Raw genomic sequence first — 26,927 nt, 5'->3', positions numbered from 1 at the left:
TTGGGGGCGACCTGGGGGGTGGGACATGAAGCGCTGGGTTGCGCTCTGTGCCGGAACGGCGCTGTTGGCGGGCTGTGGCGGGGAGCCGGAGCCTGCGCCGAGTCCTGTGGCGACGGCTTCGAGTAGTTCAGCGCCGGCCGCGGCGTCGTCGGAACCGACGGCCGGTCCGTTGGGTACGGCGGCGTACCAGGCCGAGCTGTCCCGGATCGACCAGGTGCTGGCGGGGTCGACGCGGGCGCTGACCCGGGTCCGCACGGCGGAGGCGCTGGGCGAGGCGATGAGCACGCTCGCCGAGTCGCTCAACACGATCGCGATCCGGCTGGCGGCGCTCAAGGTGACGTCCCGGTTGACTGCCGTACACACCTTGCTGCAGGAGCGGATCGGTGTGGCCGCGACCCGCCTGACCAGCTCGGCGGAGCAGACCGTGGAGGACGCGCGGTGCGGCGGTGCGGCGTACACCTCACAGAAGGTGCAGCGGCAGCTCCGTGCTGACCTCGGCGGCGCACTCGTCCAGCTGCAGCGGCTCAAGCTGGCGTTCGGTCAGACGCTGCCCGATCCGGGCCCCGCACCGAAGGACGAGCGGCCGGACAGTGGTGCGGTCCTGGTACGGCGCGGTCCGGAGGGCCTGGGGCGGCTCAAGATCACCAACGGTACGGCGAAGGACGTCGCGGTCTCGATCGTCGGCGACGGGCAACCACCCGGCAGCCCGCAGTTGATGGTCTACCTCCAGGCCACGAAGAGCACGACCGTCAACCGCATCGGCGGCGCCTACCACCTGTACTTCAAGTCCGGCGCGGACTGGGACGCGGACCGGCGCCAATTCCGCTCCGGGTGCTCCTTCAAGAAGTTCGACCAAACCTTCACCCGCAACCAGGGCTGGCAAGTCAACCTCCAACCCCGCCCCGACGGCAACGCCGACACCACCGAGATCGAGGCGTACTAGTGCTCCGCCGGAACGTTCGGTACGTACCCGTGGCAGGTTGACGGGTCCGACAGCCGGACCGGACATGTGCAGCTCGACAGTACTGTCTACCTGCAACTGAGGTGGGCGCCCGCGTGACCACCCCGAGTCGTGGCAACTGGCTCTCGCCCCCATCACCGAGTCGTGGATTTCGGCTGAGAATCGCGACCACTTTCCACGACTCGACGGGCGAGCGGATGCAGGAGCTGTCGGCGACCAGAATCACCGGTCGGCACGACGCGCGACCTGGTCGCGGATCTCGTCCTTGGTCGCCGGCTCAGCGGTGCCGGCGAAGGTCGGCCAGTTGAGTGGCTCGTCCCAGCCCCGGTTCGCCATCGCGGCCAGGTGGATGCCCTCGCGGATGATCTCGGCCTGGGGAATTCCACGGCGACGTGCAGCCTCTTTGACCAGCGCCAGATCCTCCTGATCTGCGTAAACGTTGATCCGCTTCATCGCCATGTACGAACTCTAAGTCAGCGGTGTGGAAGCTAGAGGCCGAGCTTGTCGAGGAGGGAGCCGAGGATGCCGCCGAGGCCGTCGTGGGTGTCGTCGTCCGGGTCGTCAGGTGTGGTGGGTGGGGTGCTCGGGGTGGTGCTGGTGGGTGGTGGGGCGGTGGGGGTGGTGGGGGTAGTGGACTTGGTCGGCCGGGTGGGCGGCGGGGCCGTCGGGTCGGTCGGGTCCGTGGGTGGTGCGGTGGGGAGCGTGGGCGGGCGCTTGGTCACGGGCGGGACCGTGGGGCCGGTGGTCTCGACGATCCGGGGCGTCGGCGATCCGGGGGCCGGGGTCGGGCACGGCGTGCTGGCGATGCCGACGGGCAGCTGCGACCCACCCGGCGTGGTTGCTGTCGGCAACGGCGTCGGTCCGCCGCTGGGCGTCGTACCGGGGCTGGGCGTCGTGCCGGGGGTGGCGCCCGGGGTCGTCGTGGTCTGGTGCGGGACCGCGATGTTGTGCGTCGGCTGACCGGGCTCCGGACCGGCGATCGGGGTGGCCGGCTCCGGGGCGCCGCCCGGGAGCGGCAGGAACGCCGCTCCGATCCGGGGACCGCCGAGCAGGGCCACGAGGACCAGCACGAGGTAACCGAGCAGCAAGATGCCGGCACCGGCGGCGACCTGACGGCGCCGGCGGGGATTCTGCCAGGGCGGTCGGCGGGAAGCCGTGGCAGACAGCGGATTCACAAGACCCGGAGAGTATCGGGTCACGAGTCATTTCAAACAGTCCTTGGAAGAAATTCCACCCCAAAGCGCAATCATCCGGGAATCCTGTGCCGTCTACGCGATCGTAGGAATGCAATGCGTTAGCTGACAACGCGCCGATCGGCACAACGGCGACTGTATTCCTCTGCCAATCTGCTCTCATGGCGAATCTGGTGCTGCTGCACGGTCTCGGAGCAAATGGTCGCGTCTGGGACACCTGGCCGCACTCCAAGCACGCCCCGGACCTCCCCGGCCACGGCTCGGCGGCCCCGCTCTCGTCGTACACGTTCGCCGCCATGGCCGAGGCCGTCGCGGCGGATCTCGCGGTACGTCGGGACGTGGTCCTGCTCGGCCACTCGCTGGGCGGCGTGATCGCACTCGAACTGGCGAGCGGGCGGTACGACGTCACCGTGCGCCGCGTCGTCGCGCTCGGCGTGAAGGTGAGCTGGACCGCGGACGACCTGGCCCGGGCGAGCGCACTGGCCCAGAAGCCGAGCGCCTGGTTCGCCACCCGCGACGAGGCAGCCGCGAGGTTCCTCAAGGTCTCCGGCCTCCAGGGACTCGTGGATCCGGCCGGCGCGGTCGTCGACCACGGCCTGATCGAGCAGGAAGGCCGCTGGCGCCTCGCCATGGATCCCGGGACCTTCGGCGTCGGCGCACCGGACATGCCCGCGCTGATCGCGGCGAGTCAGGCCGACGTGGTGCTGGCCCGCGGCGAGCGGGATCCGATGAACACCGACGCCGAACTGCACGCCCTGCACCACCAGGTCGTCACGCTGCCCGGACTCGGGCACAACGCGCAGGTCGAGGACCCCGACGCGGTGGTCGCGCTGGTCAGGTGAGCGTCTGCAGACCGATCACCGACAGCAGCCGCAGCTTCTCGGCGGCCTCGGTGTTCGGCGCTGCGGTGTAGACGACCATCCGCAGGTCGCTGCCCGGTACGGCGAGGATGTCGCAGTCGATGTCGAACGGCCCGACCTCGGGATGCCGCACGGTCTTCCGCTCGGACCGGTGGAACCCGACCACCGGCCGGTCCCACAGCCGGGCGAACTCGTCCACGCCGCGAAGCTCGTCGATCAGCGCCGCGAGCTCCGGATCGTGCGGGTAGCGGACCTGCGCCGCGCGCAGATCCGTCACCATCGCGTCCCGGAAGTTCCGCTGCTGGTCCGGCGTCTGGGCGATACGGTCACCGATCGCGAGGAAATGCCGGTAGGCGATGTTCCGCCACCGCCCCTGGAGCTGCGACGGGTCGCCGATCATCGCGGCGAACAACGGGTTCCACGAGATGATCGTCCAGGCGGCGTCGCACACGCACAGGGGTGCGCCGTCCAGTTGGTCCACGATTCGCTGCACACCGGGCGGGATGTACGACGAGATCCGCCCGGGCGACGGCTCGACCTCACCGGCGAGCGCGAACAGATGGTTGCGCTCGGCATCGGACAGCCGCAATGCCCGGGCCAGCGCGGTCAGCACCTGGGCCGACGGCGACTCCGAGCGTCCCTGCTCCAACCGGACGATGTAGTCGACCGACAGGCCCGCGAGCAAGGCCAGCTCTTCACGCCGCAGACCCGGCGCGCGCCGCTTCCCGCCGCTCGGCAACCCGACGTCCGCGGGCGTCACCCGGTCCCGCCACGCGTGCAACGTCCTGCCGAGCTCGCTCATGATTCCAGTATTCCGCCTGCGCGGCCGGTCAGCCTGGTACTGCGAGTACCTAGGTCCTGTCCGGATCACCAGACAGGGCCTAGCATTCGATGACGTTGACGGCCAGGCCGCCGCGGGACGTCTCCTTGTATTTGATCTTCATGTCGGCGCCGGTCTCGCGCATCGTCTTGATGACCTTGTCGAGGGTGACCACGTGGACGCCGTCGCCGTGCATCGCCATCCGGGCCGCGTTGATCGCCTTCACCGACGCCATCGCGTTCCGCTCGATGCACGGGATCTGGACGAGCCCTCCGACCGGGTCGCAGGTCAGTCCGAGGTTGTGCTCCATCGCGATCTCGGCGGCGTTCTCCACCTGTTCCGGCGTACCGCCGAGCACCTCGCACAGGCCGGCAGCGGCCATCGAGCAGGCCGACCCGACCTCGCCCTGGCAGCCGACCTCGGCGCCGGAGATCGACGCGTTCTCCTTGTACAGCACGCCGATCGCGCCGGCGGCCAGCAGGAACCGGACCGCGCCGTCGTCGGTCGCGCCGGGCACGAACCGCCGGTAGTAGTGCAGTACGGCGGGAATGATGCCGGCGGCACCGTTCGTCGGAGCGGTGACGATCCGGCCGCCGGACGCGTTCTGCTCGTTGACCGCCAGTGCGAACAGGTTGACCCAGTCCATCACCTTGAGCGGATCGACCGACCACGGGTCCTGGCTGAGCTTCTTGTGCAGGGCGTGGGCCCGGCGCGGTACCTTCAGCCCGCCGGGCAGGATGCCCTCGGTCTCGCAGCCCTCGCGGACGCAGTCCTGCATGACCTGCCAGATATGCAGCAGGCCGTCGCGGATCTCGTCCTCGGTCCGCCAGGCGAGCTCGTTCGCGAGCATCACCTCGCTGATCGACAGCTGCGACTCGCGGCAGCGGTCGAGCAGCTCCGCACCGGTCGTGAACGGGTACTTCAGCGGGGTGGTGTCCGGGACGATCCGGTCACCCGCGGCGGCGTTCTCGTCGACCACGAACCCGCCGCCGACCGAGTAGTAGGTGCGTTCCCGCAGTACCGCTTTGTTCGCGTCGCGCGCGACGAAGATCATCCCGTTCGGGTGGTACGGGAGCGCCTTGCGGCGGTGCATCACCAGATCGGTGTTCTCGTCGAACGCGACCTCGTGGGTGCCGGCCAGCAGCAGCCGGCCGCGCTCACGGATCGTCTCGACGCGGGCGTCGACCGAGTGCGTGACCACGGTCTCCGGGTCGGCGCCCTCGAGGCCGAGCAGGACCGCCTTGTTGCTGCCGTGCCCGTGGCCGGTCGCCCCGAGCGAGCCGAAGAGCTGCGCCTCGACGGTCGTCGTCGACGCCAGCAGGCCGTCGTCGGCGAGGCCGAGCGCGAAGGTGCGGGCGGCGCGCATCGGTCCCACGGTGTGGGAGCTCGACGGGCCGATCCCGATACTGAACAGGTCGAAGACACTGATCGCCATCGTGTGGAGGTTCCTTCCGGTCGCCGTTGACCGATTGGTGTCCTCCCCGCTCTGTCAGGCGGATGCCTTCCAGAGGTGCCTCGCCCGCGCGGTGAAGGTGCCTGAGAGATTCTTGGGGAGAGTTGCTCCTACGGCGCCCGGGTTCCGAGAACTAGCCGGCCCGGGTCTCTCCCGCACGGGTTCATGCGGCTGTTGAGTTGACTTCCGCTGTGGACGGTACGGCGGTCCCACGCCCGGCGTCAATCCGGCCGGTGCGGACCGCCCAGATCTCGAAGAACCAGGTGAACAGCGGCGGAACACTGGCCGCCAGCGCCGCCAGCGTCACCGGCCACGACCAGCGCAGCGGCCCGCGCACGACGAGCACGGTGAGGCAGTAGGCGATGAAGATGCCGCCGTGGATCGGCCCGAAGATCTGGACGCCGATCTCGTTGTCGGACAGCACGTACTTGAACAACATCCCGATCAGCAGCCCGGTCCACGAGACCGCCTCGGCGATCGCCACCACCCGAAACCACAACGCATGTTTGGTACTCATCAAGGCTCGACCCTAACAAGTCCCCCAAGCCGCGACCCGGGTGGCACGGGGATCGTCCCTGATGCCGGCAGCAAGCGGTTGCCGAAGGATCGGCGGCATGGATTTCCTACGACGCGGCCTGGCCGGCGCGATAGTGCTCGGCGTCGCGGCCGCCGGGCTGACGACACTTCCGGCGACCGCTGCCCCGGTGCAGTGGACCGACTGCAAGCCTGAGGGCAACGACGATCCCGCGGAGGTGAAGGGCTCGGAGTGCGCGACCCTGCAGCTGCCTGTCGACTGGCGGAACCCGGGCGGACCGACCTTCGGCCTGGCACTGGCCAGGAGAAAAGCAGCGATGCCCAGCGAGCGGGTCGGGGTGCTCGTGTTCGGGCCGGGTGGGCCCGGTGACTCCGGAGTCGACCGGGTCAAGACCGGGATCGACCGGTTCAGCCCGGATCTGCAGGACCGGTTCGACATCGTCAGCTTCGACCCGCGCGGTATTGCCCGCAGCAACCCGGTGAAGTGCTCGGCCGAGCTGCTCAACAAGCAGCCGTCGCCGATCATCAAGAACGCGGCCGAGTTCACAGCCACGATCAGCTACAACAGGCAACTCGCCACAGACTGCCGCGAGCACACCGGTCCGCTGTACGACCACATCGACAGCTGGCAGACGGTCCGCGACGTCGACGCCGTACGGCGGGCGCTCGGTGAGTCCACGATCTCCTTCCACGGCAGCTCGTACGGGACGCTGCTCGGGGCGCAGTACGCCGAGACGTACCCGCACCGCGTCCGCGCGATGGTGCTGGAGAGCGTGATCGACCACAGCTCGCCGACCACGCGCGCGTTCCTCGACGACCAGGGTTCCGCGGGGCAGGACTCGTTCGACGAGTTCGTGGAATGGTGCGACACGACAACCAGCTGTGCACTGCACGGTCGTGACATCCATGCGCTCTGGGCCGATCTGCTGGCGAAGTCACCGGACCCGTTCACGCTGAGCTACACCGTGTTCCGGAGGCTCTACGGACCGCAGTGGCCCGCGCTGGCCGAGTTGCTGAAGGCAGGTGGCACCCCACCGAAGCAGGTACACACAGGTGTCGCGCCGTACCCGCTGGCGGTGTTCTGCCAGGACTGGAACCTGCCTGTCCGGGACTACCGTGAGTACGCCGCACACCTGCAGCGACTCGCACGGAACAACCAGGACCTGCGCTACCCCGGTCAGCTGATGGCTGTGTCGATCTGTCTCGGTGCACCGCCTGCCGACAACCCACAGCACCTGCTGAAGGTGCGCGAGCTGAAGACGCCAGTACTGCTGGCCAACGCGGTTCACGATCCTGCCACCGGCTACAACCTGGCGCAGAGCGTGGAGCGGCAGCTCGGGCGCTACGGCGTACTGCTGACCTACGAGGGCTGGGGACACGGGAGCTACACGAAGAGCCCGTGCATGCAGAGCACGATCGACGACTACTTGATCGCGAGGGACGTGCCGGAGCGCGGCAGCAGCTGTGCCGCCGTACCACCGACCGGGTGACTCAGACCGGCACGCCGGTCACGTCGAGCACCCGGTCGAGCTGATCGCCGCGGACCAGTCGTCCCGACATCAGCCGGAGCTCGACGCAGGCAGTCTGCAGCGCCTGCGCCTGGGTCCGGCAGTTGTCGACGTACCAGAACGGGTCGTCGGGCTGCGGATCGTCGGCGTCGTCGATGTCGGCGTACCAGTGCCGGCGTCCGCAGTTCACTACTCGCACTCGCAGGTTCATGATGATTACTCCCCGTACCCAGAGATCCTGGGTCCCCCCTTGGCCCCAGTCCAGGGCCGCCTCGGCCGGGTGCGTGGTTCGCGGCCCCCCACTGCCACTCGCCGGGCCGAGTCGGCCCTCCCCCCGCCCTCTACATCGTCGGGCGAGCGGCGAACGTTACTGTTCGTGACCGGTAATTTTGATTACTTCCCGATCTTCGAGCGGGTCCACTGCTCGAGTCCGTCGGTGGTGATCGGGAGGTCCTCGGTGAGGATCTCCAGCCGGTCGGAGTGCACGACGACGTTGTCCTCGATCCGGATGCCGATGCCGCGCAGCTCCGGCGGCACGGTCTCGTCGTGCGGGTGGAAGTACAGGCCCGGCTCGACCGCGAGCGCCATACCGGCCTCGATGGTGCCGGCGAAGTACGCCTCCGGGCGCGACGCGTCGCAGTCGTGGACGTCGAGGCCGATGTAGTGGCCGGTGCCGCAGACGATGTACCGGCGGTGCTGCTGGCCGTCCGGCCCGAGCAGCTCGTCGAGCGACACATCGAGCAGGCCCCAGTCCCGCAGTCCCTCGGCCAGCACCCGCAACGCCTCGTACTGGAAGGCGCGGTACGGCGCTCCGACCCTGACGGCGTCGAGCGAGGCGAGCTGCGCCTTGTGCACGAGGTCGTGCACCTGTCGCTGCGCCGCGGTGTACTCGCCCGTGGCCGGGAAGGTCCGGGTCACGTCGGCGGTGTAGAGCGTGCGGGTCTCGACACCGGCGTCCAGCAGGATCACGTCCCCCTCGTTCACCGGGCCGTCGTTGCGGACCCAGTGCAGCACCGGCGCGTGATTGCCAGCAGCAACGATCGAGGCGTACCCGACGCCGTTGCCCGCGGTCCGCGCACGCCGGTCGAAGGTGCCCTGCAGCCAGCGCTCGCCGCCGCCACGGATCGCTTCCGGCAGCTCACTGGCGACGTCGCCGAACGCGAGCACACTGGCGGCGACGGCCTCGCGCAACTGGTCGAGCTCCCAGTCGTCCTTGATCCGGCGCAGCTCCGCGAGCGTCTGGCGCAGCGCGTTGCCGTCGGTGGGCGACGTCCGTACGAGGGCGTCCAGCATCGGCTCGACACCGGGCACCGACAGCATGAACGGGACCGCGCCGCGCACCGCCGCCGGCAGCTCCTCGATCGGGCGGCAGGCGATCTGCAGCGCGTCCGACCAGTCCTTCAGGCCCGGCACCGGGCCGATCCACAGCTCACCGTCGCGTGCGTTGGCGAAGAAGTCGGCCTCGTCCGGTCCCGCGGTCTCGCGCAGGTAGAGCGTCGCGTCGCCGTCCCCGGAGATGACGAGGACGGCGCCCTCGGCCTGGCAACCGGTCAGCCAGACGAAGTCGCTGTCCGCGCGGAACTGGTAGTCGGTGTCGTTCGACCGGACCGGCGCACGGCCGGCCGCGAGCGCGATCCGGCGGCCCGGCAGCGCGGCGGCGAGCTTGCGCCGATGCTCCGCGGCCGCCTCGGCGAGTCCCTCGGGTACCGACACGGAGCGGTCCACCGGCCCCCAGCCTCGAGAGATGAACTCCCGGAACCCTTTCGCGTCGATGGGGCGATAGGACTTCGGCGTCTGGTCGGGCCGGGCGTCGTCGGTCATGAGCTGAACTCCCCTTTGCTGCTGTCGGTGTCAGCTCATCAACTCAGGTTCCGGACGGGGTTTGCAAGCCCTTATCCCGGAACGCCGCGAGGAGGGCTGCTTCGGAGTCGAGCAGGTACTGGTGCAGGTCCACCGCGGCCTGCTCGTACTTGCGGGCCTCGAGCAGCTCGAACAGCCCGCGGTTCCGCTCGATGTACGGCTCGTGCAGCTCGCGCGGCGCCGCGATCACGTGGAAGAGGAGCCGCAGCTCCGCGAGCAGCCGGCCCGTCATCGCGTCCATCCGCGCACTGTCCGCCAGGCCGATCAGGTGCTGGTGGAAGCGCATGTTCGCCGTACCGACCGCGGGCCAGCGGTCCGCCCGGGCGGCCGCCTCGGCAGCCTCGACGTCGTCGTGCAGCGGCTCCAGCCTGCTCGACGGGAGCTCCGGGTCGCGGTCGGCCAGCCCTCGGATCACGTCGACCTCGAGGACGCGGCGCAGCCGGTACAGGTCGATCACGTCGTGCTCGTCCAGCTCCGGGACGAAGACGCCGCGGTGCAGCTTGTAGACCAGCAGTCCCTCGTGGGTCAGCAGCCGGAACGCCTCGCGCAGCGTGTTCCGGCTGACCTCCAGGACCTCGGTCAGTTCCACCTCGGACAGCTGGGCGCCGGGCGGCAGCGCACCCTCGGTGATACTGCGCCGGAGGATGTCCGCGGCACGCTCCGCCGAGCTGCTCCGGTCCAGGCGCGCGACATCAGCGGCGACGGTCCGCAGCCACTCCTGCCGGCCGGCCTCCTCGGCCCCACCCGTAGTCATGTCCGCATCATCCCAGGTGACACGGAAAAGTGGAACAAGCCTCTTGCAGGATTGTTCAACAATCTTCTACGCTCAGGGCCAGGAGGTGGCGGACATGGACCTCAACGCGGACATGGGTGAAGGCTTCGGCTCCTGGTCGATGGGCGACGACTCGGCGCTGCTCGAGGTCGTGACCAGTGCGAACGTGGCCTGCGGCTTCCACGCCGGCGACCCGTCGATCATGCGCCGCGTGACGGCCGAGGCGGTCGAGCGCGGCGTCGCGATCGGGGCCCATGTCGGGTACGCCGACAAGGCCGGGTTCGGGCGGCGGTACGTCGACATCGAGCCGGCCGCGCTGCGGGACGAGGTCGTGTACCAGCTCGGCGCACTCGACGCGTTCGCGCGGATCGCCGGCGACCGGGTCCGGTACGTGAAGCCGCATGGGGCGCTGTACAACACCATCGGCCGCGATGTGGAGCAGGCGGGCGCGGTGGTGGCGGCTGTTGCGGAGTACGACAAGACGCTGCCTGTTCTCGGCCTGCCCGGGTCGGAGTGGCTGCGGCTCGCCGGCGAGGCCGGTCTGACCGCCGTCCACGAGGCCTTCGCGGACCGCGCGTACACGCCGGAGGGCACGTTGGTGTCGCGGCGCGAGCCCGGGTCCGTGCTGCACGACGCGGACGAGATCGCGGCTCGGTGTACGGCGATGGCGACCGGGCAGGCGATCCGTGACATCGCCGGCGGCTCGCTGGTGGTCGACGCGTCGTCGATCTGCGTGCACGGTGACACCCCGGGCGCGGTCGAGATCGCGCGCAAGGTACGTGGCGCGTTGGAGGGAGCGGGCGTGACGTTGCACCCGTTCACCGGCTGATGCAGATACTGCCCTCGGGCGACCGGGCGTTGCTCGTCGAGCTCGACGACCTCGACGAGGTGCTCGGGTACTACGCCGCGCTGACCGCTGATCCGCCCGCGGACGTGGTGGACGTCGTACCGGCGGCTCGGACCGTGCTGGTCACGACCTCGGGCAGTCTCGACGTACTGGCGCGGGCTCTTCGCGCGGTGAAGGCGACGGCAGGGTCGCAGGTTGCGGGTGACTTGATCGAGATCCCGGTTGTCTACGACGGGGAGGACCTCGACGACGTGGCCCGGCTGCTCGGGTGCTCGGCGGCGGAGGTGGTGGCCCGGCACACCGCGGACGAGTGGACGGTGGCGTTCTGCGGGTTCGCGCCCGGGTTCGGGTACCTGACGTCGTCGGGGACGTGGGACATACCGCGGCGCGAGTCGCCCCGGACCAAGGTGCCGGCCGGCGCGGTCGCGCTGGCGGGAGAATTCAGTGGTGTGTATCCCCGTGAGTCGCCGGGCGGGTGGCAGTTGATCGGCCGTACGCCGGTGCGGATCTTCGACTCCGACCGCGATCCGGCCGCGTTGTTCCACCCCGGCCGCCGGGTCCGGTTCGTCGACGCGGGTCGTGGATGAGCAGCCTGACCGTCCTGGAAACCGGGCCGCTGGCAACGATCCAGGACTGCGGGCGGGCCGGACAGGCGGCACTCGGCGTCCCGGCGTCGGGGGCTTGCGACCGGGCGGCGTACTCGCTGGCGAACCGGCTGGTCGGTAATCCGGTCGGCGCGGCAGCGCTCGAGGTGACCTTCGGCGGACTGGTGGTGCACGCCGACGGGGATCTCGTCGTCGCGATCACGGGCGCACCGTGCACCGGCGTACCGCTCAACGCTCCGGCCACGCTCCGCGCCGGTGAAGTGCTGCGGCTCGGCGTACCGTCCACCGGGTTGCGGACGTACGTCGCGGTCCGCGGCGGGATCGACGTACCTCCGGTGCTCGGTTCTCGCTCCACCGACCTGCTGTCCGGTCTCGGTCCCGCGCCGCTCACGGCCGGCCGGACACTGCCGGTCGGATCGTTGGTGGAGCCAATGCCGGGGGTCGATCTGGCGCCGGTCGCGCATCCCACCGGCGGAGAGGCGGTACTGCGGGTCACGCCGGGGCCGCGGCGGGACTGGTTCACGGACGCGGGATGGGCGTCGCTGGTTTCGCAGCCGTATCGCGTGAGCAGCAACAGCAACCGTGTCGGCGTACGGCTCGACGGCGAGCCACTCGAACGCGCCCGGACCGGGGAACTCGCCAGCGAGGGCATGGCCCGCGGCGCGATCCAGATCCCGCCGTCCGGTACACCGGTCATCTTCCTCGCCGACCATCCGGTGACCGGCGGCTATCCCGTCATCGCCTACGTCACCGAGGCGGACCTCGACACCTGCGCCCAGCTCCGCCCCGGCCAGCCGGTCCGGCTGATCAGTTCGTAGTACGGCTGCTCAGTTCGTGCTGCGGCTGCTCAGTTCGTGCTGCGGCTGCGCATCTCGGCGGCGAACGTGTCCTGCGCCTTGCGGATGACGGCGGCTTCGACCGGGTCCGCGAACAGGTCTTGCAGGTCGCCCGGATCCACGTCCTCGACGTGCGTCTGCAACCACCAGATGTTGCCCACCGGGTCCTTCACCCGGCCGACCCGGTCACCGATGATCCGCGAGTACATCAGCTCGGTCACCACGGTCGCCCCCGCGTCGAGCGCTCGTTGGTAGACCCGCTCCACGTCGTCGACGTACACGCTGAGGAAGCTCGGGGTGTCCGGCCAGTCCGGCGCCGCGTCGAACGTCATCAGGACCGAGTCGCCGACGGTGATCTCGGCGTGGCCGACCGTTCCGTCCTCGTTCAGGACCCGTGCCGTCGTCCGCACCTCGAAGGTCCGTTCCACGAACTCCAGGAACCGGTCGGCGCTCTTCGCGGCGATGTACGGCGTGACCGTCGACTTGCCACCAGGAATCTGCTGTGTCGTCATGCCTCAAGTCTCCCGGAAGTAGCGGACAGGAACTGACCTATTCCCCGGCGGCTTGGAAGCGGCGACGGTATTCCGTCAGCTCGCGCACGGCCTGGTCGCTTGCTTGTCCGGCGACCGGGGAGGGGTCAAGATGTGCGATATGACGGAGAGTTCTGGAACACCGGGTATCGACAGCACGGTGCCCCCGAGTGGCAGCGGATGTGTCGAGTGCCTGGAGCGTGACGGCTGGTGGTTCCACCTGCGCCGGTGTGCGCAGTGCGGTCACATCGGGTGCTGCGACTCCTCCCCCGCCCAGCACGCCTCCGCCCACGCGGCTGAGACCGGGCACCAGATCGTCCGCAGCTTCGAGCCGGGCGAGGACTGGTTCTGGCACTACGGCGAGGCCCAGTACTACGACGGCCCCGACCTCGCCCCACCAGCCTCCCGCCCCGAAACCCAACCCGTCCCCGGCGGCAAGGTCCCCGACGACTGGAAGGCCCACCTCCACCGCTGACCCGCCCGGACGGCGCTCGGGTCGGCGCTAGAGGACGAAGCCGGTTGGGAACGGGTCGTCGGGGTCCAGGAGGTAGTTGGCGGTGCCGGTGATCCAGGCTCGGCCGGTCACCGTGGGGATGACGGCGGGGTGTGGACCGACCGTTGTCTCCTCGATGAGGCGGCCGGTGAAGCGGGTCCCGATGAAGGACTCGTTGACGAAGTCGGTGTTCAGGCCGAGCTCGCCACGAGCGTGCAGTTGCGCCATCCGGGCCGACGTACCGGTGCCACACGGGGAACGGTCGAACCAGCCGGGGTGGATCGCCATCGCATTGCGCGAGTGAGCGCCGTCGACGCCCGGAGCGGTGAACTGCACATGCTTGCACCCGGTGATCCCGGGATCGAGCGGATGCACCGGGCGATCGGTGGTGTTGATCGCGTCCATGATGTCCAGGCCCGCCTGCAGGATGCGGTCCTTCTCGGCCCGGTCGAACGGGATGCCGAGCTGCTCCAGCGGCAGGATCGCGTAGTAGTTCCCGCCGTACGCCAGGTCGTACGTGACCTTGCCCAGCCCGGGGACCTCCACCGAGGCATCCAGAGCATGGGAGTACGACGGGACGTTCCGGAGCGTCACGTGCTCCGCGCGACCGTTGCTGACGGCAACGTCTACGACGACGAGCCCGGCCGGGGTGTCCAGGCGGACCAAGGTATGCGGCTCGGTCACCTCGACCATGCCGGACTCGACCAGCACCGTCGCCACGCCGATCGTCCCGTGACCGCACATCGGCAGGCAGCCGGAGACCTCGATGTACAGCACGCCCCAGTCCGCGTCGGACCGGGTCGGCGGCTGCAGGATCGCGCCGCTCATCGCCGCATGACCGCGCGGCTCGTTCACCAGGAACAACCGCAGGTCGTCCAGGTGCTTCACGAAGTACTCACGGCGCTCGGCCATCGTCGCACCGGGGACGACGCCGACCCCGCCGGTGACGACGCGGGTCGGCATGCCCTCGGTATGCGAGTCGATGGCGCTGATCGTCCGGACGGACCTCATGCCTGCCTCATTTCAGCGACTCCACGGCCTTCTTCATGTCCTGTTCCAGTTGCGCGAGGTGCTCGGGGACAAGCGGCCCGCGCGGCGGCCGGCACGGTCCGCCGAACCGCCCGACGTAGTCCATGCTGTACTTGATCGCCTGGACGAACTCGGTCCGCGAGTCCCACCGGAACGCGGCGACCAACGGCTCGTACAACGCGCGCGCCTCCTCCAGCTTGCCCTGCGTAGCGAGCTCGAACAACCGGACCGATTCCTTCGGGAACACGTTCGGGAAGCCGGCGAACCAGCCGGTCGCGCCCATCAGCAGCGCCTCCAGCGTCAGGTCGTCCGCACCCGCGATGACGGCCAGGTCCGGCGCCAGCTCGCGGATCTCGAGGATCCGCCGGACGTCGCCGGAGAACTCCTTCACCGCGACGATGTTCTCGATCTGCGCAAGCTCGGCGAGCAGGTCCGGGGTCAGGTCGACCTTGGTGTCGAGCGGGTTGTTGTACACCATCACCGGCAGGCCGGCCTTCGCGACCTCGGTGAAATGGGCGATCACCTCGCCGCGGTTTGCCCGGTACATGGTCGGCGGCAGGCAGAGTACGCCGTCCGCGCCGTCCTCGGCCGCCTTCTCGGCCCAGCCGCGGGCCTGGTGGGAGCCGACGCCGTGGACGCCGACGACCACGACACCGTCGTCACCTACTGCCTCGATCGCGGTCCTCGCCACGGCGCGGCGCTCGTCGTCGGTGAGCGACGAGTACTCGCCGAGCGATCCGTTCGGCCCGATGCCGCGGCAGCCGTTGTCGATCAGCCAGCGGCAGTGCTCGGCGTACTTGTCGAGCTCCGGGCGCAGCCCTGCCGGCGCCGACGCGTCCTCGGCGTACGGGAGTGTGGTCGCGACGATCACGCCGTCCAACTTCTCGGTCATTGCTCCTCCGTGGTTCCTGGCTTGATTCCTGGTGATTCCGCGACCTCGGCCTCGGCCAGATCCCGCAACCTCACTGGTACGGCGATCGGTCGTTTCATGCTCGGTTCCGGTACGTCGCCCGGCGCGGCGAGGAATGCGGCGACGGTGCGCGAGCACACGCGCCCCTGACACATCCCGAGCCCCGCGCGACTACTCAGCTTCATCGCCCGCCCGTCCTCGAGCCGGCGGTCGTCCGCGGCGGTTTCGAGTTGTCCGCGCGTCACTTCCTCACACCGGCAGACGAGCGTGTCCGCGTCACTCCAGCTCTTCCATCCGTCCCGTACGGGATACGCCCGAGACAACGCGCTCGCGAATCGCCGCCCACGCTCGACAGCCCGCCGTACAGCTGGGTCGGCCTGCGGGGCCGGGCTTGGAGCAGAGGCGGAGCTGGTGTGGTGGGCTGCGGCTGTGCCTGCAACTGCGCCCTCGGCTGTGGAGAGGGCTGCACCGCCGATGCCGGTGAGTTCGCCGGCCGCGAAGATGCCCGGAGTGCTGGTCTGCTGGTTGGCGTCGACGGCTACGGCTGGGCCGCCGTCGGGACCGGTGGTGAGGTCGCAGCGGGCGGCGACAGCGAGCTCCAGGTTGGCGGTGAAGCCGAAGCCGACGCAGACAGCGTCGACGTCCACACGGCGTTCACTGCCTCGGACCGGGCGCCAGTCGTTGTCGAGGCGCGCGATCGTGGCGGCTTCGACGCGGTCGGTGCCGTGCGCGGCGATCACGGTCCAGCCGTGGCGGAGTCGGATGCGGTGGCGGGCGAGCAGAGCGCCGTACCCGACGGCCTCCCGAAGCTTGCTCGGGGCAACCAGTGGATCGGTGGACCAGCCCGCGCGGACGGTGGCCAGCGAGTTGGCCTCGAGGAGCGCGACGACGTGGGCGCCGACCCCGACCAGCGACTCGGCGACGGGGAGGAGGAACGGGCCCGTGCCGGCGACAAGCACGTTGTGCCCGACGGCGATGCGCTGTCCCTTGGCCAGAGCCTGCGCGGCACCGGCAGTGTAGACGCCCGGGAGATCCCAGCCAGGAAAGGGAAGGACGCGATCGTACGCGCCGCTTGCCAGGACGACTGCCTTGGCGTCGATCGCGAAGGGCCGGCGGCCGCTCGCGTCGGCCGGGCCGGTCTGAGCCCAGAGCCGGAGTCCTTCGATCGCCCAGACGGAGGTCTCGGGCAGGTAGCTGATCCGCGGATGGTCGGCGAACCGGTCCCGCTGCTGAGCGAACGCCTTCCACTCGTGCTGCAGCCGATCCGGCCGACGGGCGGCGAACTCCCCGGGCAGCTGCCGGTTGTACTGCCCGCCGACCGCCCGCCCGTTGTCGACCACAAGCACCTCGGCCCCGCCGTCCGCCGCCGCAAGCGCCGCCGCGATCCCGGCCGGACCGGCCCCCACCACAACAACCTCCGCCACCCGCACCACCGGTCCAGCCCCAGCCTTCGCGGCTGGCGCTGATTGTGTGGATGAGGTTGTTGGCAGGGCGGCGCCGTGCTGGGTGGTGATCGCGTCGCCGTCGGCGATCGTGCGTTGACAGGCTCGAACGTCGGCAAGGCCGTTCACGGTGATCAGGCAGTCGTGGCAGGCGCCGATGCCGCAGAAGATGCCTCGCGGGCGGTTGTGCACGCGGGTGGTGCGCCAGGTGTCGCTTCCGTTGGCGAGCAGTACGGCGGCCACGGTCTGACCGGCGTCGGCAACAACCGCCTCTCCGTCGACGGTGACGTCCACCGCCGACGGCGTACCGACCTCGGCCGGATCCCCCGGACGCGGGCGTCGATAGGCGGTCATGACGCCTCCCGGACCGAGTCGGCAGGAGAACGTCGGTGTTCGGCGAGGGTGAACGTGCGGGCCTTGGGCGGGCCGTCGGCGCGTGGGCGCGGGTCGGCGATCGCGGTGTCTTTCGGGGCAGGTGAGGAGTTCATGCGGCGATCACCGTCGGGCGGTCGACCCGGAAAGGGGTTGGGTCGAGGTGGGGATTCAGGCCGAGGAACTGTTCGGTGATCAGGCGGGCGGTGGCGGGGGCCAGGCCGATGCCGGCGCCCTCGTGGCCTGTTGCGTGCCAGAGGCCGCGGACGCGAGGATCCGGGCCGATGACCGGCAGGTGATCCGGGGCGTACGGACGGAAGCCGCCGTACGCGCGCATCACCGGCACATCGCCCAGGAACGGGAACAAGCCGACGGCCTTGCGGGCGAGCTCGCGCAGGACCCTGACCCGGACCGTGTCGTCGAACCCGATCCGCTCGCGGCTCGAACCGATCAGCACCGTCCCGGCCCGGGTCGACTCGACCACGGTGGACGTCTGCAACTCGGCGTCCCCACTCCCGACCGCGCCGACGTAATCCGCGTCGTACACCTTGTGGCGCACACACTCCGGCAGCGGAGCGGTCACCAGGATCATCCCGCGCCGCGGCAGCACCGCGATCGGCGCACCGGCCGCCGTACTGAACGCGCCGGCCCACGGCCCGCACGCGTTGAGCACCGCACCACAGGCGATGTCGCCGTCCGATGTCTCGACGCCGACGACCCGGCCCCGTGACTGCCGCACCCCGAGCGCGGTGACCCCCGATCGAACCTCGCCGCCGCGCTCGCGAACCGCTGCCAGCAATGCCGTCGCCGCCAGCACCGGCTGGACCTGCGCATCGTCGGGGTAGTGCACGCCGATCGTCACCCGCGGTGTGATCAGCGGCTCGAGGTCGAAGACCTCCGCGGGCGTGATCACCCGAGCCGAGACTCCGGCCTCCCGTTGTTTCGCCGCGAACGCGGTCAACGGCTCCGGGTCCCCGGTCGCCACCACCACACCGCCCTTGGCTTCCCACTCCACGTCGGCGACCCGCTCGGGCAGCCGTCGACGTACGACGTCCCACTCCGCGCGCGACGCGACGGCCAGCTCCAGCTCGGGCCCGGGCTCCTTGTCCGAGACGAGCACGTTGCCCTCGCCCGATGCCGTCGTACCGGCGGCAGGGCCGTCGCGGTCGATCACCAGCACCTGGACGCCGGCCGCGGACAGCGCCTCCGCGCACGCGGCCCCGACCATGCCCGCGCCGACCACCACCACGTCGGGTGTCGCGGACCGGTGCACGGCTACTCCCTCGCTATGCGTTCGCTAAAATGAACGATATCGAGACTACGCGCGGTCCCGGGGCCGGTCAATGCACTCATCCGGACCTCTCCCGGACTTCTTCCGGAACTATCCCGGCAGATGCGGCCCGCCGGCAGCTGTCGGGTAAACGTCCGGCGGGTACTCGAGCAGCAGCACCGATCGCACCGGCCCGTCGACGGCCTCGTAACCGTGCGGCGTGCCCGCCCGGAACGCCAGGTAGTCGCCCGGTCCCAGTTCGGCGGTTTGCCCATGTGTAGTGACGCGGAGCCGCCCTGTCACAACGATGTGGTGCTCGGTCCCCGGATGCCCGTCGGACTGCTGTACCGCGTCCGGCCGGATCTCCTGGTTGTAGATCTCGAACAACCCGCCCCGGTGCTCCAGCCGCCGCAGCATCCGCAGGTCGATCGCCTCACCGGACAGTACGTCGACGTCCGCGGCCCGTACGAGCACCACGTCGGAGGCCGGCGACTCGGCCAGCAGCGCCGAGACCGGTACGCCGAGAGCGTTCGACAAACTGAACACCGTCTCGATCGTCGGGTTCCCCGCGCCGGACTCCAACTGGGACAGTGTGCCCTTCGCGATCCCGGACCGCCGGGCGAGTTCGGACAGCGAGATGCCCTGTTCGTCCCGCCGCGCCCGCAGGTTCGTCCCGAGCAGCTTTCCCGCACCCATCACCGTCACAGCCCGGAGCATGCCACATCCACGCGACAACCTCGGTCCTGTTGCGCGGTAGCGACGCCCTTCCGTCGCTGGAGTCCGGCATCGTCGTCACGAACACAGGCGCCGTCGGGCAGGCGTCGTACAACTCCAACACGGCTGAGCCGGCAGATCCGTCCTTTACCAAGGTGAGTTCCGGCTGGGGTGGGTACTCCGCCTCCGCGTACCTGTACGCGATGAGCCACGCGAACGGTCCGTCCACGGTCATCCAGTCGCTGGGCAAACTCCCCGGCACGTATACGGATCCGATCTACTTCCTGCGCACGCATGGGACCTACCTGCGAGGCGACTGATCACGGGATGATTCGACGCCGGCGCAGGTCGGTGAAGATGTCGTAGAACATCTGCTCGGTCTCGACGTACTCGTGGAAGCCGGCCCGGCGTGACTTCGACGCGTCCGCGAAGAAGTCGTAGTCCCAGCCGAAGACGAAGTCCGCGAACGGCCACGACGACACCTCGGCGAACGACGTCGAGGTCAGGTCATGCGTCGCCTGCAACTGCTTCCACACCTGCTCCTTATCCGCCATCACGTCCTGCAGCGACAACTGCAGCGGCGGCGCGGCCTCCAGCCCGAACCAGGCGGCGAGCTTGGGCCACAGCTCGCTCCAGCGGAACAGGTCGCCGTTCGTGATGTTGAACGCCTGGTTCGCCGCGGCCGGCGCGGTCGCCGCCCAGACCGTTGCCTTTGCCAACAATCCGGCATCGGTCAGCTCCAGCAGCGAGTGGTACGCACCGGGCTTGCCCGGGAACCGCAGCGGTACGCCGAGTTCCTTGCACAACGACGCGTAGACGGCGATCGCGACCGCGAGGTTCATCGGGTTGCCGAGCGCCGCTCCACCCACGACCGACGGACGCAGCGCGGACCAGGTCCAGTCCTTGCCCCGTTGCCGTTCCTCGAGGAACCGCTGCTGATCGACGTTGAACTCCGGCGGCAGATGCGGCGGGTCGTCCTCGCGAGCCGGCGTCTTGAACGGCCCGAGATGTGCGCCGTACACCTTGTATCCCTGCATCAGGCTGACGTGCCGCAGACCGCCCGCGACCGGCTCGATCGCGTCGACGACGTTGACCAGCATCGCGAGGTTCGGCGCGACCAGCTCGGCCCAGGTCGGGCGGTCCTGATAGGCCACGTAGAACACATGCGTCACGTCGGTGAGGCCGGCCAGTTTGCTGCGGGTGTCGTCCGGGTCCAGCAGATCGACCGCGACATGCCGCACCCGACCCGGTACGTCGGTACCGCCGCGCCGCGACAAGCCGATCACCTGCCAGTCCGGCAGGGACGCCAGATGCTCCACCAGGTTCGTCCCGATCACTCCACGGGCGCCGACCACCAACGCAACATTCGCCATGCCAACAGCCTTCCTGACCTGCGTAGATAAGACCAAGGCATAGTTTTCACCAGAGCCATAAACTGAATTCATGGCAACACTGAGGCAGTTCGAGTACTTCGTCACCGTGGTCGACGAAGGCTCGTTCACGAAGGCCGCCGAGCTCCTCCACGTCACACAGCCGGCACTGTCCCATCAGATCCGGACGCTCGAGCGTTCGGCCGGCGGACCGCTGCTCGAGCGGCTCCCGCGCTCCATCCGCCTCACCCCGACCGGCCGCGCGATGCTCCCGCACGCCCGCGCCGCACTGGCCGACGCGGAACGGGCCCGCTGCGCCGCCCGGCAAGCGGCCGGCCTGGAGGTCGGCGAACTGCAGATCGCGACGCTCTACTCCATCACCCTGGGTATCCTGCCCGCAGCGCTGCGGCTGTGGCGTCAGACCCGGCCGAACGTCGGCATCCGCCTCTTCGAGCACCGCCATACCGACGAGCTCGTCGACGCGATGAACGCCGGCGAAGCCGACCTCGCCGTCGGACCACAGCCCACCGAGTGGAACGGCGTCACGCGCGTCTTCGGGACCGAGGAACTCGTCGTCGTGGTCGCCGCCAACGATCCCGCCGCTTCCGGTGAGACCGTGAAGCTCCAGGATCTGGCCGACCGCGCCTGGGTCCACTACACACCGGGCCACGGTCTCGCCGACGTCCTGAACCAGGCGTGTGCACAGGCCGGTTTCGAGCCGCGGATCGCCGTACGGACGGAGCAGACCGCCGCCGCACCAGCACTCGCGGCCGCCGGTCTGGGTCCCGCACTCGTCCCCGACAACATCCTCGCGAAGGACTTCGACGGCCACATCCTCCGTCCCGAGCCGGCAGTACGTCGGACGCTCACGGCGTACACCCGTGGTGAGCCGGACCCACTGGCCGCCGCCTTCATCGACGTGCTGTTTCAGTCGGCGGGCCTGCGGGCACGCGAAAGTGATGCCTGACGAACAGTCGGATGCCACGGTCCTCCTGGCCGGCTCGGCGAACCTCGCGATCGCGATCGCGAAGATCGTCGCAGGCCTGCTGTCCGGATCGAGCGCACTGCTCGCGGAGGCGGCGCACTCGGTCGCCGACACGCTCAACGAGGCGTTCCTGCTGACCGCGCTGCGCCGCAGCCGCAAGCCTGCCGACGCACGCCACCCCTTCGGCTACGGCATGGAGAGGTACTTCTGGGCCCTGCTCGCCGCGGTCGGCATCTTCGTCCTCGGCGCCGGCTTCTCGATCACCGAAGGGCTGCGCTCGATCCTCGCCCCCGAACCGATCGCGGCCCTCGCGGTGATCTACCCGGTGCTCGCCGTCTCGTTCCTGTTCGAGGGCACGTCCTGGGTGCGCGCGATCTTCCAGCTCCGGCAGGAGGCCCGCGCCGCCGGCGTACCGCTCCGGCAGCATCTCCGGAGCGCCGAGCCCGCCGTCAAGACCGTGGCGCTGGAGGACTCCGCCGCGCTGATCGGTCTGCTGATCGCGGCGGTCGGGGTGACGCTCGCCGTCGTCACCGGCGACCATGTCTGGGACGGCGCCGCGTCGATCGCGATCGGCGTACTGCTGATCGGCGTCGCCTTCGTCCTCGGCCGCGACAACAAGGCGATGCTGATCGGGCGCGCGCTGCCGCCCGAGATCCAGCGTGAGATCCGGACGATCATCGCCGGCGAGCCCGGGATCGACGAGGTCCTCGACCTGCTCAGCCTGCGGCTCGCGCCGGACCAGGTACTGGTCGTCGTGACGGTCGACCTGGTCGACTCCGCCACCACCGGCGCCGCTGTCGAACAACTCGCCGAGCGGATCGACCGGACCGTGCGCGCCAGCTATCCCATGGTGCGGCACCTCTATCTGGACCCGACTCCGGCGGACGCGCGTCAGCGCTTGTCGTGACCCCAGTTCGCGACGATGACCGCGATCGGCGGCAGTACGGCGGCGACCGCGCTCATCCCGATCGCCACCGGGATCGAGAACAGCCGGACGACGAACCACGCCAGACCGATCAGCACGAGACAGCTGCCCATCAGCCAGTAGTAGAGCTTGCGGTTGTCGTACCGGCGGGCCATGTCACACCGTCAGCGGGAGCTTCCCCAGCGCGGTGACCAGCGGGGAGAGCTCAGGTAGCTCGGCGGCCTTCTCCAGAGCGGACGTCAGTACTGCGTCATGTGTCGGCTGGGCCTGGTCGAGCAGGTCGCGGCCTGCCTCGGTGACCTCGGTGTAGATGCCCCGCCGGTCCGTCGGACACAGGTAGCGCTGCAGCAGCTTGCGGTCCTCCAACCGGTTCACCAGCCGGGTTGTGGCGGACTGACTCAGTACGACGGCGTTCGACAGCTGGTTCATCCGCAGGTGGTAGTCGTCCTGCCGCGCCAGCACGTCCAGCACGCTGTACTCACTCACCGACAGCCCGTGCTGCTTCTGCAGCGCGCGCTCCAGCTCGTCCTCGATCCGCGCATGCAGCGCCGCCAGGGTGCGCCAGCCCTGCGCCCGCGCCTCCGCGGCGTCATCCGGTAGTCCCACGGCACCTCCACTTGAACCCTACGCTTGCATGCGCAATCATAGCGCTTGTGCAATAGCCCGCGTGTGCAACTATCGCGCACGCCGGTAATAGTCATAAGACTACATTCGAGGGAGAGAAGGACCCATGCCCGCGGCTTTGCTCGCGCTCGCGATCGGTGCGTTCGGGATCGGAACCACCGAGTTCGTCATCATGGGGCTGATGCCCGAGGTCGCCACCGACTTCGGCGTCAGCATCCCGTCCGCCGGTCTGCTCATCTCCGGCTACGCACTGGGCGTCGTGGTCGGCGCCCCGCTGCTCACCGCGATCGGCTCCAAGGTCTCCCGCAAGACCGTGCTGCTCGCACTGATGGGTGTCTTCATCGCGGGCAACCTGGTCTCCGCGATCGCGCCGTCGTACGGCGTCCTGATGACCGGGCGGATCGTGGCGGCGCTGTCCCACGGAGCGTTCTTCGGTGTCGGATCGGTGGTCGCCGCGTCGCTCGTACCGAAGGCGAAGCAGGCCAGTGCGATCGCGCTGATGTTCACCGGACTGACAGTTGCCAACGTGCTCGGCGTACCGGGTGGGACTGCGCTCGGTCAGCAATTCGGGTGGCGGTCGACGTTCTGGGCGGTCACTGCGCTCGGTGTGGTCGGTCTGCTCGGCATTGTGTTCCTGGTACCGCGGCAAGGGTCTGAGGAAGGACCTGGGCTGCGTAGCGAGCTGGCGGTGTTCAAGAGCCTGCAGGTGTGGCTGGCGCTCGCCATGACCGCACTAGGGTTCGCCGGGGTGTTCGCGTCGTTCACCTACATCGCTCCGATGATGACCGACGTCGCTGGGTTCTCCTCTGGTGCCGTGACCTGGCTGCTGGTGCTGTTCGGCGGTGGGTTGGTCGTAGGCAACCTGCTGGGCGGTAAGGCAGCGGACCGGTCACTGATGCCGAGTCTGTACCTGATCCTGGCACTACTAGCCGCAGTGCTGGTCGTCTTCGTCTTCACTGCGCACGCAAAGCTCCCGTCTGCCGTGACGATCGCAATCTTCGGTGCTGCTGGGTTCGCCACCGTCGCTCCGTTGCAGAAGCGCGTGATGGACAAGGCGAAAGGCGCTCCGGCGCTGGCGTCCGCGGCCAACATCGCGGCGTTCAACCTGGGCAACGCCGCCGGCGCCTACCTCGGTGGACTCACCATCGAGCACGGCCTCGGCTACACGGCACCCAACTGGGTCGGCGCCGCTCTTGCTGTTGCCGGTCTGCTCGTCGCGCTCATCTCTGGCCTGCTGGACCGTCGCCACGCCAGCCAGGTCCCCGCACTCGTACTTGAAGGAAGCCACTGATGGTCCCCACCGTGAAGCTCAACAACGGCGTCGAGATGCCTCAGCTCGGGTACGGCGTGTTCCAGGTCCCGAACGACGAAACGGCAGCTGCCGTGGCACATGCGCTCGAGGCCGGCTACCGCAGTATCGACACCGCTGCGGCGTACCAGAACGAGGCAGGTGTCGGTCAGGCGCTGGCAGCGTCCGGAATCGACCGCAGCGACCTGTTCATCACCACCAAGCTGTGGAACGCGGACCAGGGCTACGACTCGACGCTGAAGGCGTTCGAGCAGAGCCTGTCCCTGCTGGGCCTGGAGTACCTGGACCTGTACCTCATCCACTGGCCGACCCCGGCACGTGACCTGTACGTCGACAGTTGGCGTGCACTCGAGAAGCTGTACGCGGACGGACTGGTCCGCGCGATCGGTGTCTCCAACTTCCAGCCGGATCACCTGGACCGGCTCACCGGAATCACACCTGCCGTGAACCAGGTGGAGCTGCACCCGTACCTGCAGCAGGCCGAAGTACGTGCCTACGACAGCGACTTCGGCATCCGTACCGAGGCGTGGAGCCCGCTGGCGAAGGGCGGCGGACTACTCGACGAGCCGGCGATCACCAAGCTCGCAGCGCAGTACGAGCGCACGCCCGCGCAGATCGTGCTCCGCTGGCACCTGCAGCTCGGCAACATCGTCATCCCGAAGTCCGTCACCCCGTCCCGCATCCGCGAGAACCGGGACGTCTTCGACTTCACACTCACCGACGAGGACATCGCCACCCTCACAACCCTCGACCGCGGCGAACGCACCGGGCCCGACCCGGACACCTTCAACGCGGCCTGCCGGAACGCTCGGGATCGCGTGGATGAGGATCGCCGGATGGTCGGCGTCGCCTAGCGTTTCGGGACGGCGATGACGACCGCGTTGCTGAGGTACGCCGTACCGTCCCAGTCCTCGCACGTGACGAGGACAAGGCGTCCGGGGACGGACTGGTCGAAGAGACGCGCGGCCTGCCTCGCCAGGGTCTTCTTGCGGTAGACCGTGACCGATGAGACCACATAGCTGATCGCTCCGCGCTTGGTGGTCACCGAGACCGTGTCGCCGGCCGCCAGGCGGTCGAGGTCGTCGAAGGCGCCACCGCCGGTGTGCACGGTATGGCCGGTGATGATCGCCGAGCCCTTCGCGGCGCCCGGTCTGGCGCCGTCGGACCACCAGCCGACCAGCAAGGGATTCGACGGCGGGACGAGCGTTCCGCCGCGGGCGCGGATGCTCAATACCCGCGCTGAGACGCCCAGACTTGGCACGGACACCCTGACCGGGTCGCCGGGCTGAGCTCGAGTAGTACTGCGGATCTCAGGAGGAGGCGAGTTCCGCGGGGTCGCCGGCTGGCTGGTGTTCTGCGACGACGCGGACGGCGTACCGCGTGACGTCGCACCGACTGTGCCGGTTGCCGACGGCTTGCCGGCCGTCGGTGTGGTCGGGGCGGCCGGGGCTGTTGCCGACGTGGCAGGATCGGCGCCTGCCTGGCGCCGATCCTCGTCACCACTGGACTTCAGTTGTACGTAGCCTCCGGCCACGAGCAACGCGACGCCTGCCGTCCCGGCCGCGATCGCCCACCATGAGGGGCGTGCGCGACCCGGACGGCGACGCCTGGCCGATCCGTCAGGCAGAGTGCTGACCCCGGCGCTGCAGCGTCTTCGCGGCGCCCGCGATCAGGAGCACACCGCCCAGGCACAGCAGGCCGATGCCGAACGTGCCCTGGGTGCTGGTGATCGCCGAAGCGTTCTTCGCGTCACCGGACAGACCCGCGTCGATGTCGGTCGGAACCGCGACCGGCGGGGTGCTCTCCGACGGCGTGTCGGTCGGCGCCACAGTCGGCGACTCGGACGGGGTGTCGCTCGGCGTCTCCGACGGCGTCTCGCTGGGGGTCTCCGACGGGGTCTCGCTCGGCGTCTCCGACGGAGTTTCGCTCGGCGTCTCGGAAGGCGTCTCGCTCGGAGTCTCCGAAGGCGTCTCGCTCGGGGTCTCCGAAGGCGTCTCGGACGGGGTCTCGCTCGGCGTCTCCGACGGAGTTTCGCTCGGGGTCTCCGAAGGTGTCTCGCTCGGCGTCTCGGAAGGCGTCTCCGACGGCGTCGGCGTGGTGCCCTTGCCGACGCAGAACTCTACGTGGCTGATGTCGGGGAACTTGCCGTTGTCGGCCAGCGGCGCGTGCAACGCCGTGCCCGTGGTGACCCCGCCCGGGCGGTAGTCGTAGACGTTCGCGTTCGGTCCACCCTTGACGATGGCGACCAGAACCTCGCCGCCGACGGCCGCGAAGTCGACGACCTGGTTGCCCGTCTGGTCACCGGGGTGGTCGTTGACGTCCGCAAGCAGCGGGCGAACGGTCAGGGTGATCGTGACGCCGTCCACGGTCTTGGGCGTGACACCCACCTTCGGCGACTCGAACTTGAACTCCTTCGCCGACCACCCGTCGATCAGCGTGGAGCACTTGACGTTGCCCGTCTCCACCTTGCCGTCCGCGGATGCGGCCGGGGCTGTCGCGAGGGCGACGCCGCCGAGGGTCAGGGCGAGCGCTCCGGCGCTGCCGAGGAGTGCGATTACGCGCGAGTTCTTGCGGCGTCCTCGCGCGTCCACCGATGTTTCGTTCACAGTTTTCCCTAAGTCTGAGGCCGGTCGCTCAACCGGCTAATCGTCGGTGGTCCCCCGAGCGATGTTCGGGCCCGGACCAGGCGGTACTAGGCATCCCCG

31 protein-coding genes and 1 riboswitch are annotated in these 26,927 nt (G+C 69.4%); of the genes, 12 read left to right on the top strand and 19 right to left on the bottom strand.

The window, feature by feature from the left end:
• The first annotated feature begins 25 nt into the window (after window positions 1-25).
• Entirely contained in the window at window positions 26-943 is a 918-nt protein-coding gene (locus BJY22_RS08905) for a hypothetical protein (protein ID WP_167205174.1), read from the top strand.
• A gap of 240 nt (window positions 944-1,183) precedes the next feature.
• Here the strand turns inward: BJY22_RS08905 and BJY22_RS08900 are convergent, their stop codons facing one another.
• Window positions 1,184-1,420, bottom strand: a complete 237-nt coding sequence (locus tag BJY22_RS08900; RefSeq protein ID WP_167205172.1) for a ribbon-helix-helix domain-containing protein — start codon at window positions 1,418-1,420, stop codon at window positions 1,184-1,186.
• 29 nt (window positions 1,421-1,449) lie between these two features.
• Window positions 1,450-2,136 (bottom strand): hypothetical protein, encoded by a 687-nt coding sequence (locus BJY22_RS08895; RefSeq protein ID WP_167205170.1) that lies wholly within the window; start codon window positions 2,134-2,136, stop codon window positions 1,450-1,452.
• A gap of 179 nt (window positions 2,137-2,315) precedes the next feature.
• Here BJY22_RS08895 and BJY22_RS08890 point away from each other — a divergent pair, with 179 nt between their 5' ends.
• Window positions 2,316-2,996: an alpha/beta fold hydrolase gene (locus BJY22_RS08890; RefSeq protein ID WP_167205168.1), complete on the top strand. Its 681-nt coding sequence runs from the start codon at window positions 2,316-2,318 to the stop codon at window positions 2,994-2,996.
• Here BJY22_RS08890 and BJY22_RS08885 read toward each other — a convergent pair.
• The 3 genes from BJY22_RS08885 to BJY22_RS08875 form a co-directional block, all read right to left on the bottom strand.
• The gene (locus BJY22_RS08885; protein ID WP_167205166.1) at window positions 2,989-3,816 is read right to left on the bottom strand and encodes a helix-turn-helix transcriptional regulator; all 828 of its coding nucleotides are present in this window, start codon (window positions 3,814-3,816) and stop codon (window positions 2,989-2,991) included. The genes BJY22_RS08890 and BJY22_RS08885 overlap by 8 nt on opposite strands.
• A 79-nt stretch (window positions 3,817-3,895) precedes the next feature.
• A complete protein-coding gene (locus BJY22_RS08880) occupies window positions 3,896-5,269 on the bottom strand; it encodes an L-serine ammonia-lyase (RefSeq protein ID WP_167205164.1) in 1,374 nt (457 codons plus the stop codon).
• 79 nt (window positions 5,270-5,348) lie between these two features.
• Window positions 5,349-5,453: riboswitch (glycine riboswitch) on the bottom strand.
• The gene (locus BJY22_RS08875) at window positions 5,451-5,804 is read right to left on the bottom strand and encodes a DUF3817 domain-containing protein (RefSeq protein WP_167205162.1); all 354 of its coding nucleotides are present in this window, start codon (window positions 5,802-5,804) and stop codon (window positions 5,451-5,453) included. Its footprint overlaps the riboswitch before it by 3 nt.
• Before the next feature lie 97 nt (window positions 5,805-5,901).
• Between BJY22_RS08875 and BJY22_RS08870 the strand changes: the two genes are divergently transcribed.
• A complete protein-coding gene (locus BJY22_RS08870; RefSeq protein WP_167205160.1) occupies window positions 5,902-7,311 on the top strand; it encodes an alpha/beta fold hydrolase in 1,410 nt (469 codons plus the stop codon).
• A gap of 1 nt (window position 7,312) precedes the next feature.
• Here BJY22_RS08870 and BJY22_RS08865 read toward each other — a convergent pair whose 3' ends face one another.
• The 3 genes from BJY22_RS08865 to BJY22_RS08855 all read right to left on the bottom strand — a co-directional run bounded on the left by BJY22_RS08865 (window position 7,313) and on the right by BJY22_RS08855 (window position 9,943).
• Window positions 7,313-7,540 (bottom strand): hypothetical protein, encoded by a 228-nt coding sequence (locus tag BJY22_RS08865; RefSeq protein ID WP_167205158.1) that lies wholly within the window; start codon window positions 7,538-7,540, stop codon window positions 7,313-7,315.
• A gap of 182 nt (window positions 7,541-7,722) precedes the next feature.
• Entirely contained in the window at window positions 7,723-9,150 is a 1,428-nt protein-coding gene (locus BJY22_RS08860; protein ID WP_167205156.1) for an aminopeptidase P family protein, read from the bottom strand.
• A 43-nt stretch (window positions 9,151-9,193) separates the two neighbouring features.
• Window positions 9,194-9,943 (bottom strand): GntR family transcriptional regulator, encoded by a 750-nt coding sequence (locus tag BJY22_RS08855; protein WP_167205154.1) that lies wholly within the window; start codon window positions 9,941-9,943, stop codon window positions 9,194-9,196.
• An 85-nt stretch (window positions 9,944-10,028) separates the two neighbouring features.
• On the opposite strand from BJY22_RS08855, the gene BJY22_RS08850 reads away from it, so the two are divergent.
• Genes BJY22_RS08850 through BJY22_RS08840 form a run of 3 tightly spaced genes read left to right on the top strand, consistent with a single transcriptional unit; the run spans window position 10,029 to window position 12,231 of the window.
• Entirely contained in the window at window positions 10,029-10,790 is a 762-nt protein-coding gene (locus BJY22_RS08850) for a LamB/YcsF family protein (protein ID WP_337758396.1), read from the top strand.
• On the top strand, window positions 10,790-11,395 hold the full coding sequence (locus tag BJY22_RS08845; RefSeq protein WP_167205150.1) for a 5-oxoprolinase subunit B family protein: 606 nt from the start codon (window positions 10,790-10,792) through the stop codon (window positions 11,393-11,395). The genes BJY22_RS08850 and BJY22_RS08845 overlap by 1 nt, the downstream gene beginning before the upstream one ends.
• The gene (locus BJY22_RS08840; protein WP_167205149.1) at window positions 11,392-12,231 is read left to right on the top strand and encodes a 5-oxoprolinase subunit C family protein; all 840 of its coding nucleotides are present in this window, start codon (window positions 11,392-11,394) and stop codon (window positions 12,229-12,231) included. Before BJY22_RS08845 ends, BJY22_RS08840 begins: the two co-directional genes overlap by 4 nt.
• A gap of 29 nt (window positions 12,232-12,260) precedes the next feature.
• On the opposite strand, the gene BJY22_RS08835 is transcribed toward BJY22_RS08840, so the two are convergent.
• Window positions 12,261-12,761, bottom strand: a complete 501-nt coding sequence (locus BJY22_RS08835; RefSeq protein ID WP_167205147.1) for a VOC family protein — start codon at window positions 12,759-12,761, stop codon at window positions 12,261-12,263.
• 139 nt (window positions 12,762-12,900) lie between these two features.
• Here BJY22_RS08835 and BJY22_RS08830 point away from each other — a divergent pair, with 139 nt between their 5' ends.
• Window positions 12,901-13,254 carry a UBP-type zinc finger domain-containing protein gene (locus BJY22_RS08830; RefSeq protein WP_167205145.1) on the top strand — a complete coding sequence of 118 codons (354 nt, stop codon included), beginning with the start codon at window positions 12,901-12,903 and terminating at the stop codon, window positions 13,252-13,254.
• A gap of 27 nt (window positions 13,255-13,281) precedes the next feature.
• Here BJY22_RS08830 and BJY22_RS08825 read toward each other — a convergent pair whose 3' ends face one another.
• From BJY22_RS08825 to BJY22_RS08805, 5 genes are all read right to left on the bottom strand, one after another.
• On the bottom strand, window positions 13,282-14,283 hold the full coding sequence (locus BJY22_RS08825) for a proline racemase family protein (protein WP_167205143.1): 1,002 nt from the start codon (window positions 14,281-14,283) through the stop codon (window positions 13,282-13,284).
• Window positions 14,284-14,290: 7 nt separating this feature from the next.
• Entirely contained in the window at window positions 14,291-15,193 is a 903-nt protein-coding gene (locus BJY22_RS08820) for a dihydrodipicolinate synthase family protein (RefSeq protein WP_167205141.1), read from the bottom strand.
• Window positions 15,190-17,007 carry an FAD-dependent oxidoreductase gene (locus tag BJY22_RS08815; RefSeq protein ID WP_167205139.1) on the bottom strand — a complete coding sequence of 606 codons (1,818 nt, stop codon included), beginning with the start codon at window positions 17,005-17,007 and terminating at the stop codon, window positions 15,190-15,192. Before BJY22_RS08815 ends, BJY22_RS08820 begins: the two co-directional genes overlap by 4 nt.
• 130 nt (window positions 17,008-17,137) lie before the next feature.
• On the bottom strand, window positions 17,138-18,298 hold the full coding sequence (locus tag BJY22_RS08810) for an NAD(P)/FAD-dependent oxidoreductase (protein WP_337758395.1): 1,161 nt from the start codon (window positions 18,296-18,298) through the stop codon (window positions 17,138-17,140).
• Window positions 18,299-18,406: 108 nt separating this feature from the next.
• The gene (locus BJY22_RS08805; protein WP_167205137.1) at window positions 18,407-19,012 is read right to left on the bottom strand and encodes a helix-turn-helix domain-containing protein; all 606 of its coding nucleotides are present in this window, start codon (window positions 19,010-19,012) and stop codon (window positions 18,407-18,409) included.
• Window positions 19,013-19,041: 29 nt separating this feature from the next.
• Here BJY22_RS08805 and BJY22_RS08800 point away from each other — a divergent pair, with 29 nt between their 5' ends.
• Complete coding sequence (locus tag BJY22_RS08800) at window positions 19,042-19,329, top strand: hypothetical protein (protein WP_167205135.1); 288 nt, start codon at window positions 19,042-19,044, stop codon at window positions 19,327-19,329.
• On the opposite strand, the gene BJY22_RS08795 is transcribed toward BJY22_RS08800, so the two are convergent.
• Window positions 19,330-20,382, bottom strand: coding sequence for an SDR family oxidoreductase (locus BJY22_RS08795; RefSeq protein ID WP_167205133.1), 1,053 nt, complete (start codon window positions 20,380-20,382; stop codon window positions 19,330-19,332).
• Between the two features lie 70 nt (window positions 20,383-20,452).
• Here BJY22_RS08795 and BJY22_RS08790 point away from each other — a divergent pair, with 70 nt between their 5' ends.
• Both BJY22_RS08790 and BJY22_RS08785 read left to right on the top strand, forming a co-directional pair.
• Complete coding sequence (locus BJY22_RS08790) at window positions 20,453-21,346, top strand: LysR family transcriptional regulator (RefSeq protein ID WP_167205131.1); 894 nt, start codon at window positions 20,453-20,455, stop codon at window positions 21,344-21,346.
• The gene (locus BJY22_RS08785) at window positions 21,339-22,271 is read left to right on the top strand and encodes a cation diffusion facilitator family transporter (protein WP_167205129.1); all 933 of its coding nucleotides are present in this window, start codon (window positions 21,339-21,341) and stop codon (window positions 22,269-22,271) included. Before BJY22_RS08790 ends, BJY22_RS08785 begins: the two co-directional genes overlap by 8 nt.
• On the opposite strand, the gene BJY22_RS08780 is transcribed toward BJY22_RS08785, so the two are convergent.
• Together BJY22_RS08780 and BJY22_RS08775 are read right to left on the bottom strand one after the other, a co-directional pair.
• A complete protein-coding gene (locus tag BJY22_RS08780; RefSeq protein ID WP_167205127.1) occupies window positions 22,256-22,444 on the bottom strand; it encodes a DUF3099 domain-containing protein in 189 nt (62 codons plus the stop codon). The two genes, BJY22_RS08785 and BJY22_RS08780, sit on opposite strands and share 16 nt — an antisense overlap.
• 1 nt (window position 22,445) lies before the next feature.
• On the bottom strand, window positions 22,446-22,895 hold the full coding sequence (locus BJY22_RS08775) for a MarR family transcriptional regulator (protein ID WP_167205125.1): 450 nt from the start codon (window positions 22,893-22,895) through the stop codon (window positions 22,446-22,448).
• Window positions 22,896-23,019: 124 nt separating this feature from the next.
• On the opposite strand from BJY22_RS08775, the gene BJY22_RS08770 reads away from it, so the two are divergent.
• Together BJY22_RS08770 and BJY22_RS08765 are read left to right on the top strand one after the other, a co-directional pair.
• Complete coding sequence (locus BJY22_RS08770) at window positions 23,020-24,204, top strand: MFS transporter (protein ID WP_167205123.1); 1,185 nt, start codon at window positions 23,020-23,022, stop codon at window positions 24,202-24,204.
• Window positions 24,201-25,076, top strand: a complete 876-nt coding sequence (locus tag BJY22_RS08765) for an aldo/keto reductase (protein ID WP_272954895.1) — start codon at window positions 24,201-24,203, stop codon at window positions 25,074-25,076. The genes BJY22_RS08770 and BJY22_RS08765 overlap by 4 nt, the downstream gene beginning before the upstream one ends.
• Here the strand turns inward: BJY22_RS08765 and BJY22_RS08760 are convergent.
• Window positions 25,073-25,756, bottom strand: coding sequence for a class F sortase (locus BJY22_RS08760; protein ID WP_337758393.1), 684 nt, complete (start codon window positions 25,754-25,756; stop codon window positions 25,073-25,075). The genes BJY22_RS08765 and BJY22_RS08760 overlap by 4 nt on opposite strands.
• A gap of 85 nt (window positions 25,757-25,841) precedes the next feature.
• Window positions 25,842-26,828, bottom strand: coding sequence for a superantigen-like protein SSL4 (locus BJY22_RS08755; RefSeq protein ID WP_167205120.1), 987 nt, complete (start codon window positions 26,826-26,828; stop codon window positions 25,842-25,844).
• Window positions 26,829-26,927: the final 99 nt, after the last annotated feature.

It is taken from the genome of Kribbella shirazensis (genome assembly GCF_011761605.1).
GTDB lineage: Bacteria > Actinomycetota > Actinomycetes > Propionibacteriales > Kribbellaceae > Kribbella > Kribbella shirazensis.
Note: the sequence above shows the minus strand (reverse complement) of the source record. Positions and strands in the feature narration are given on the sequence as shown.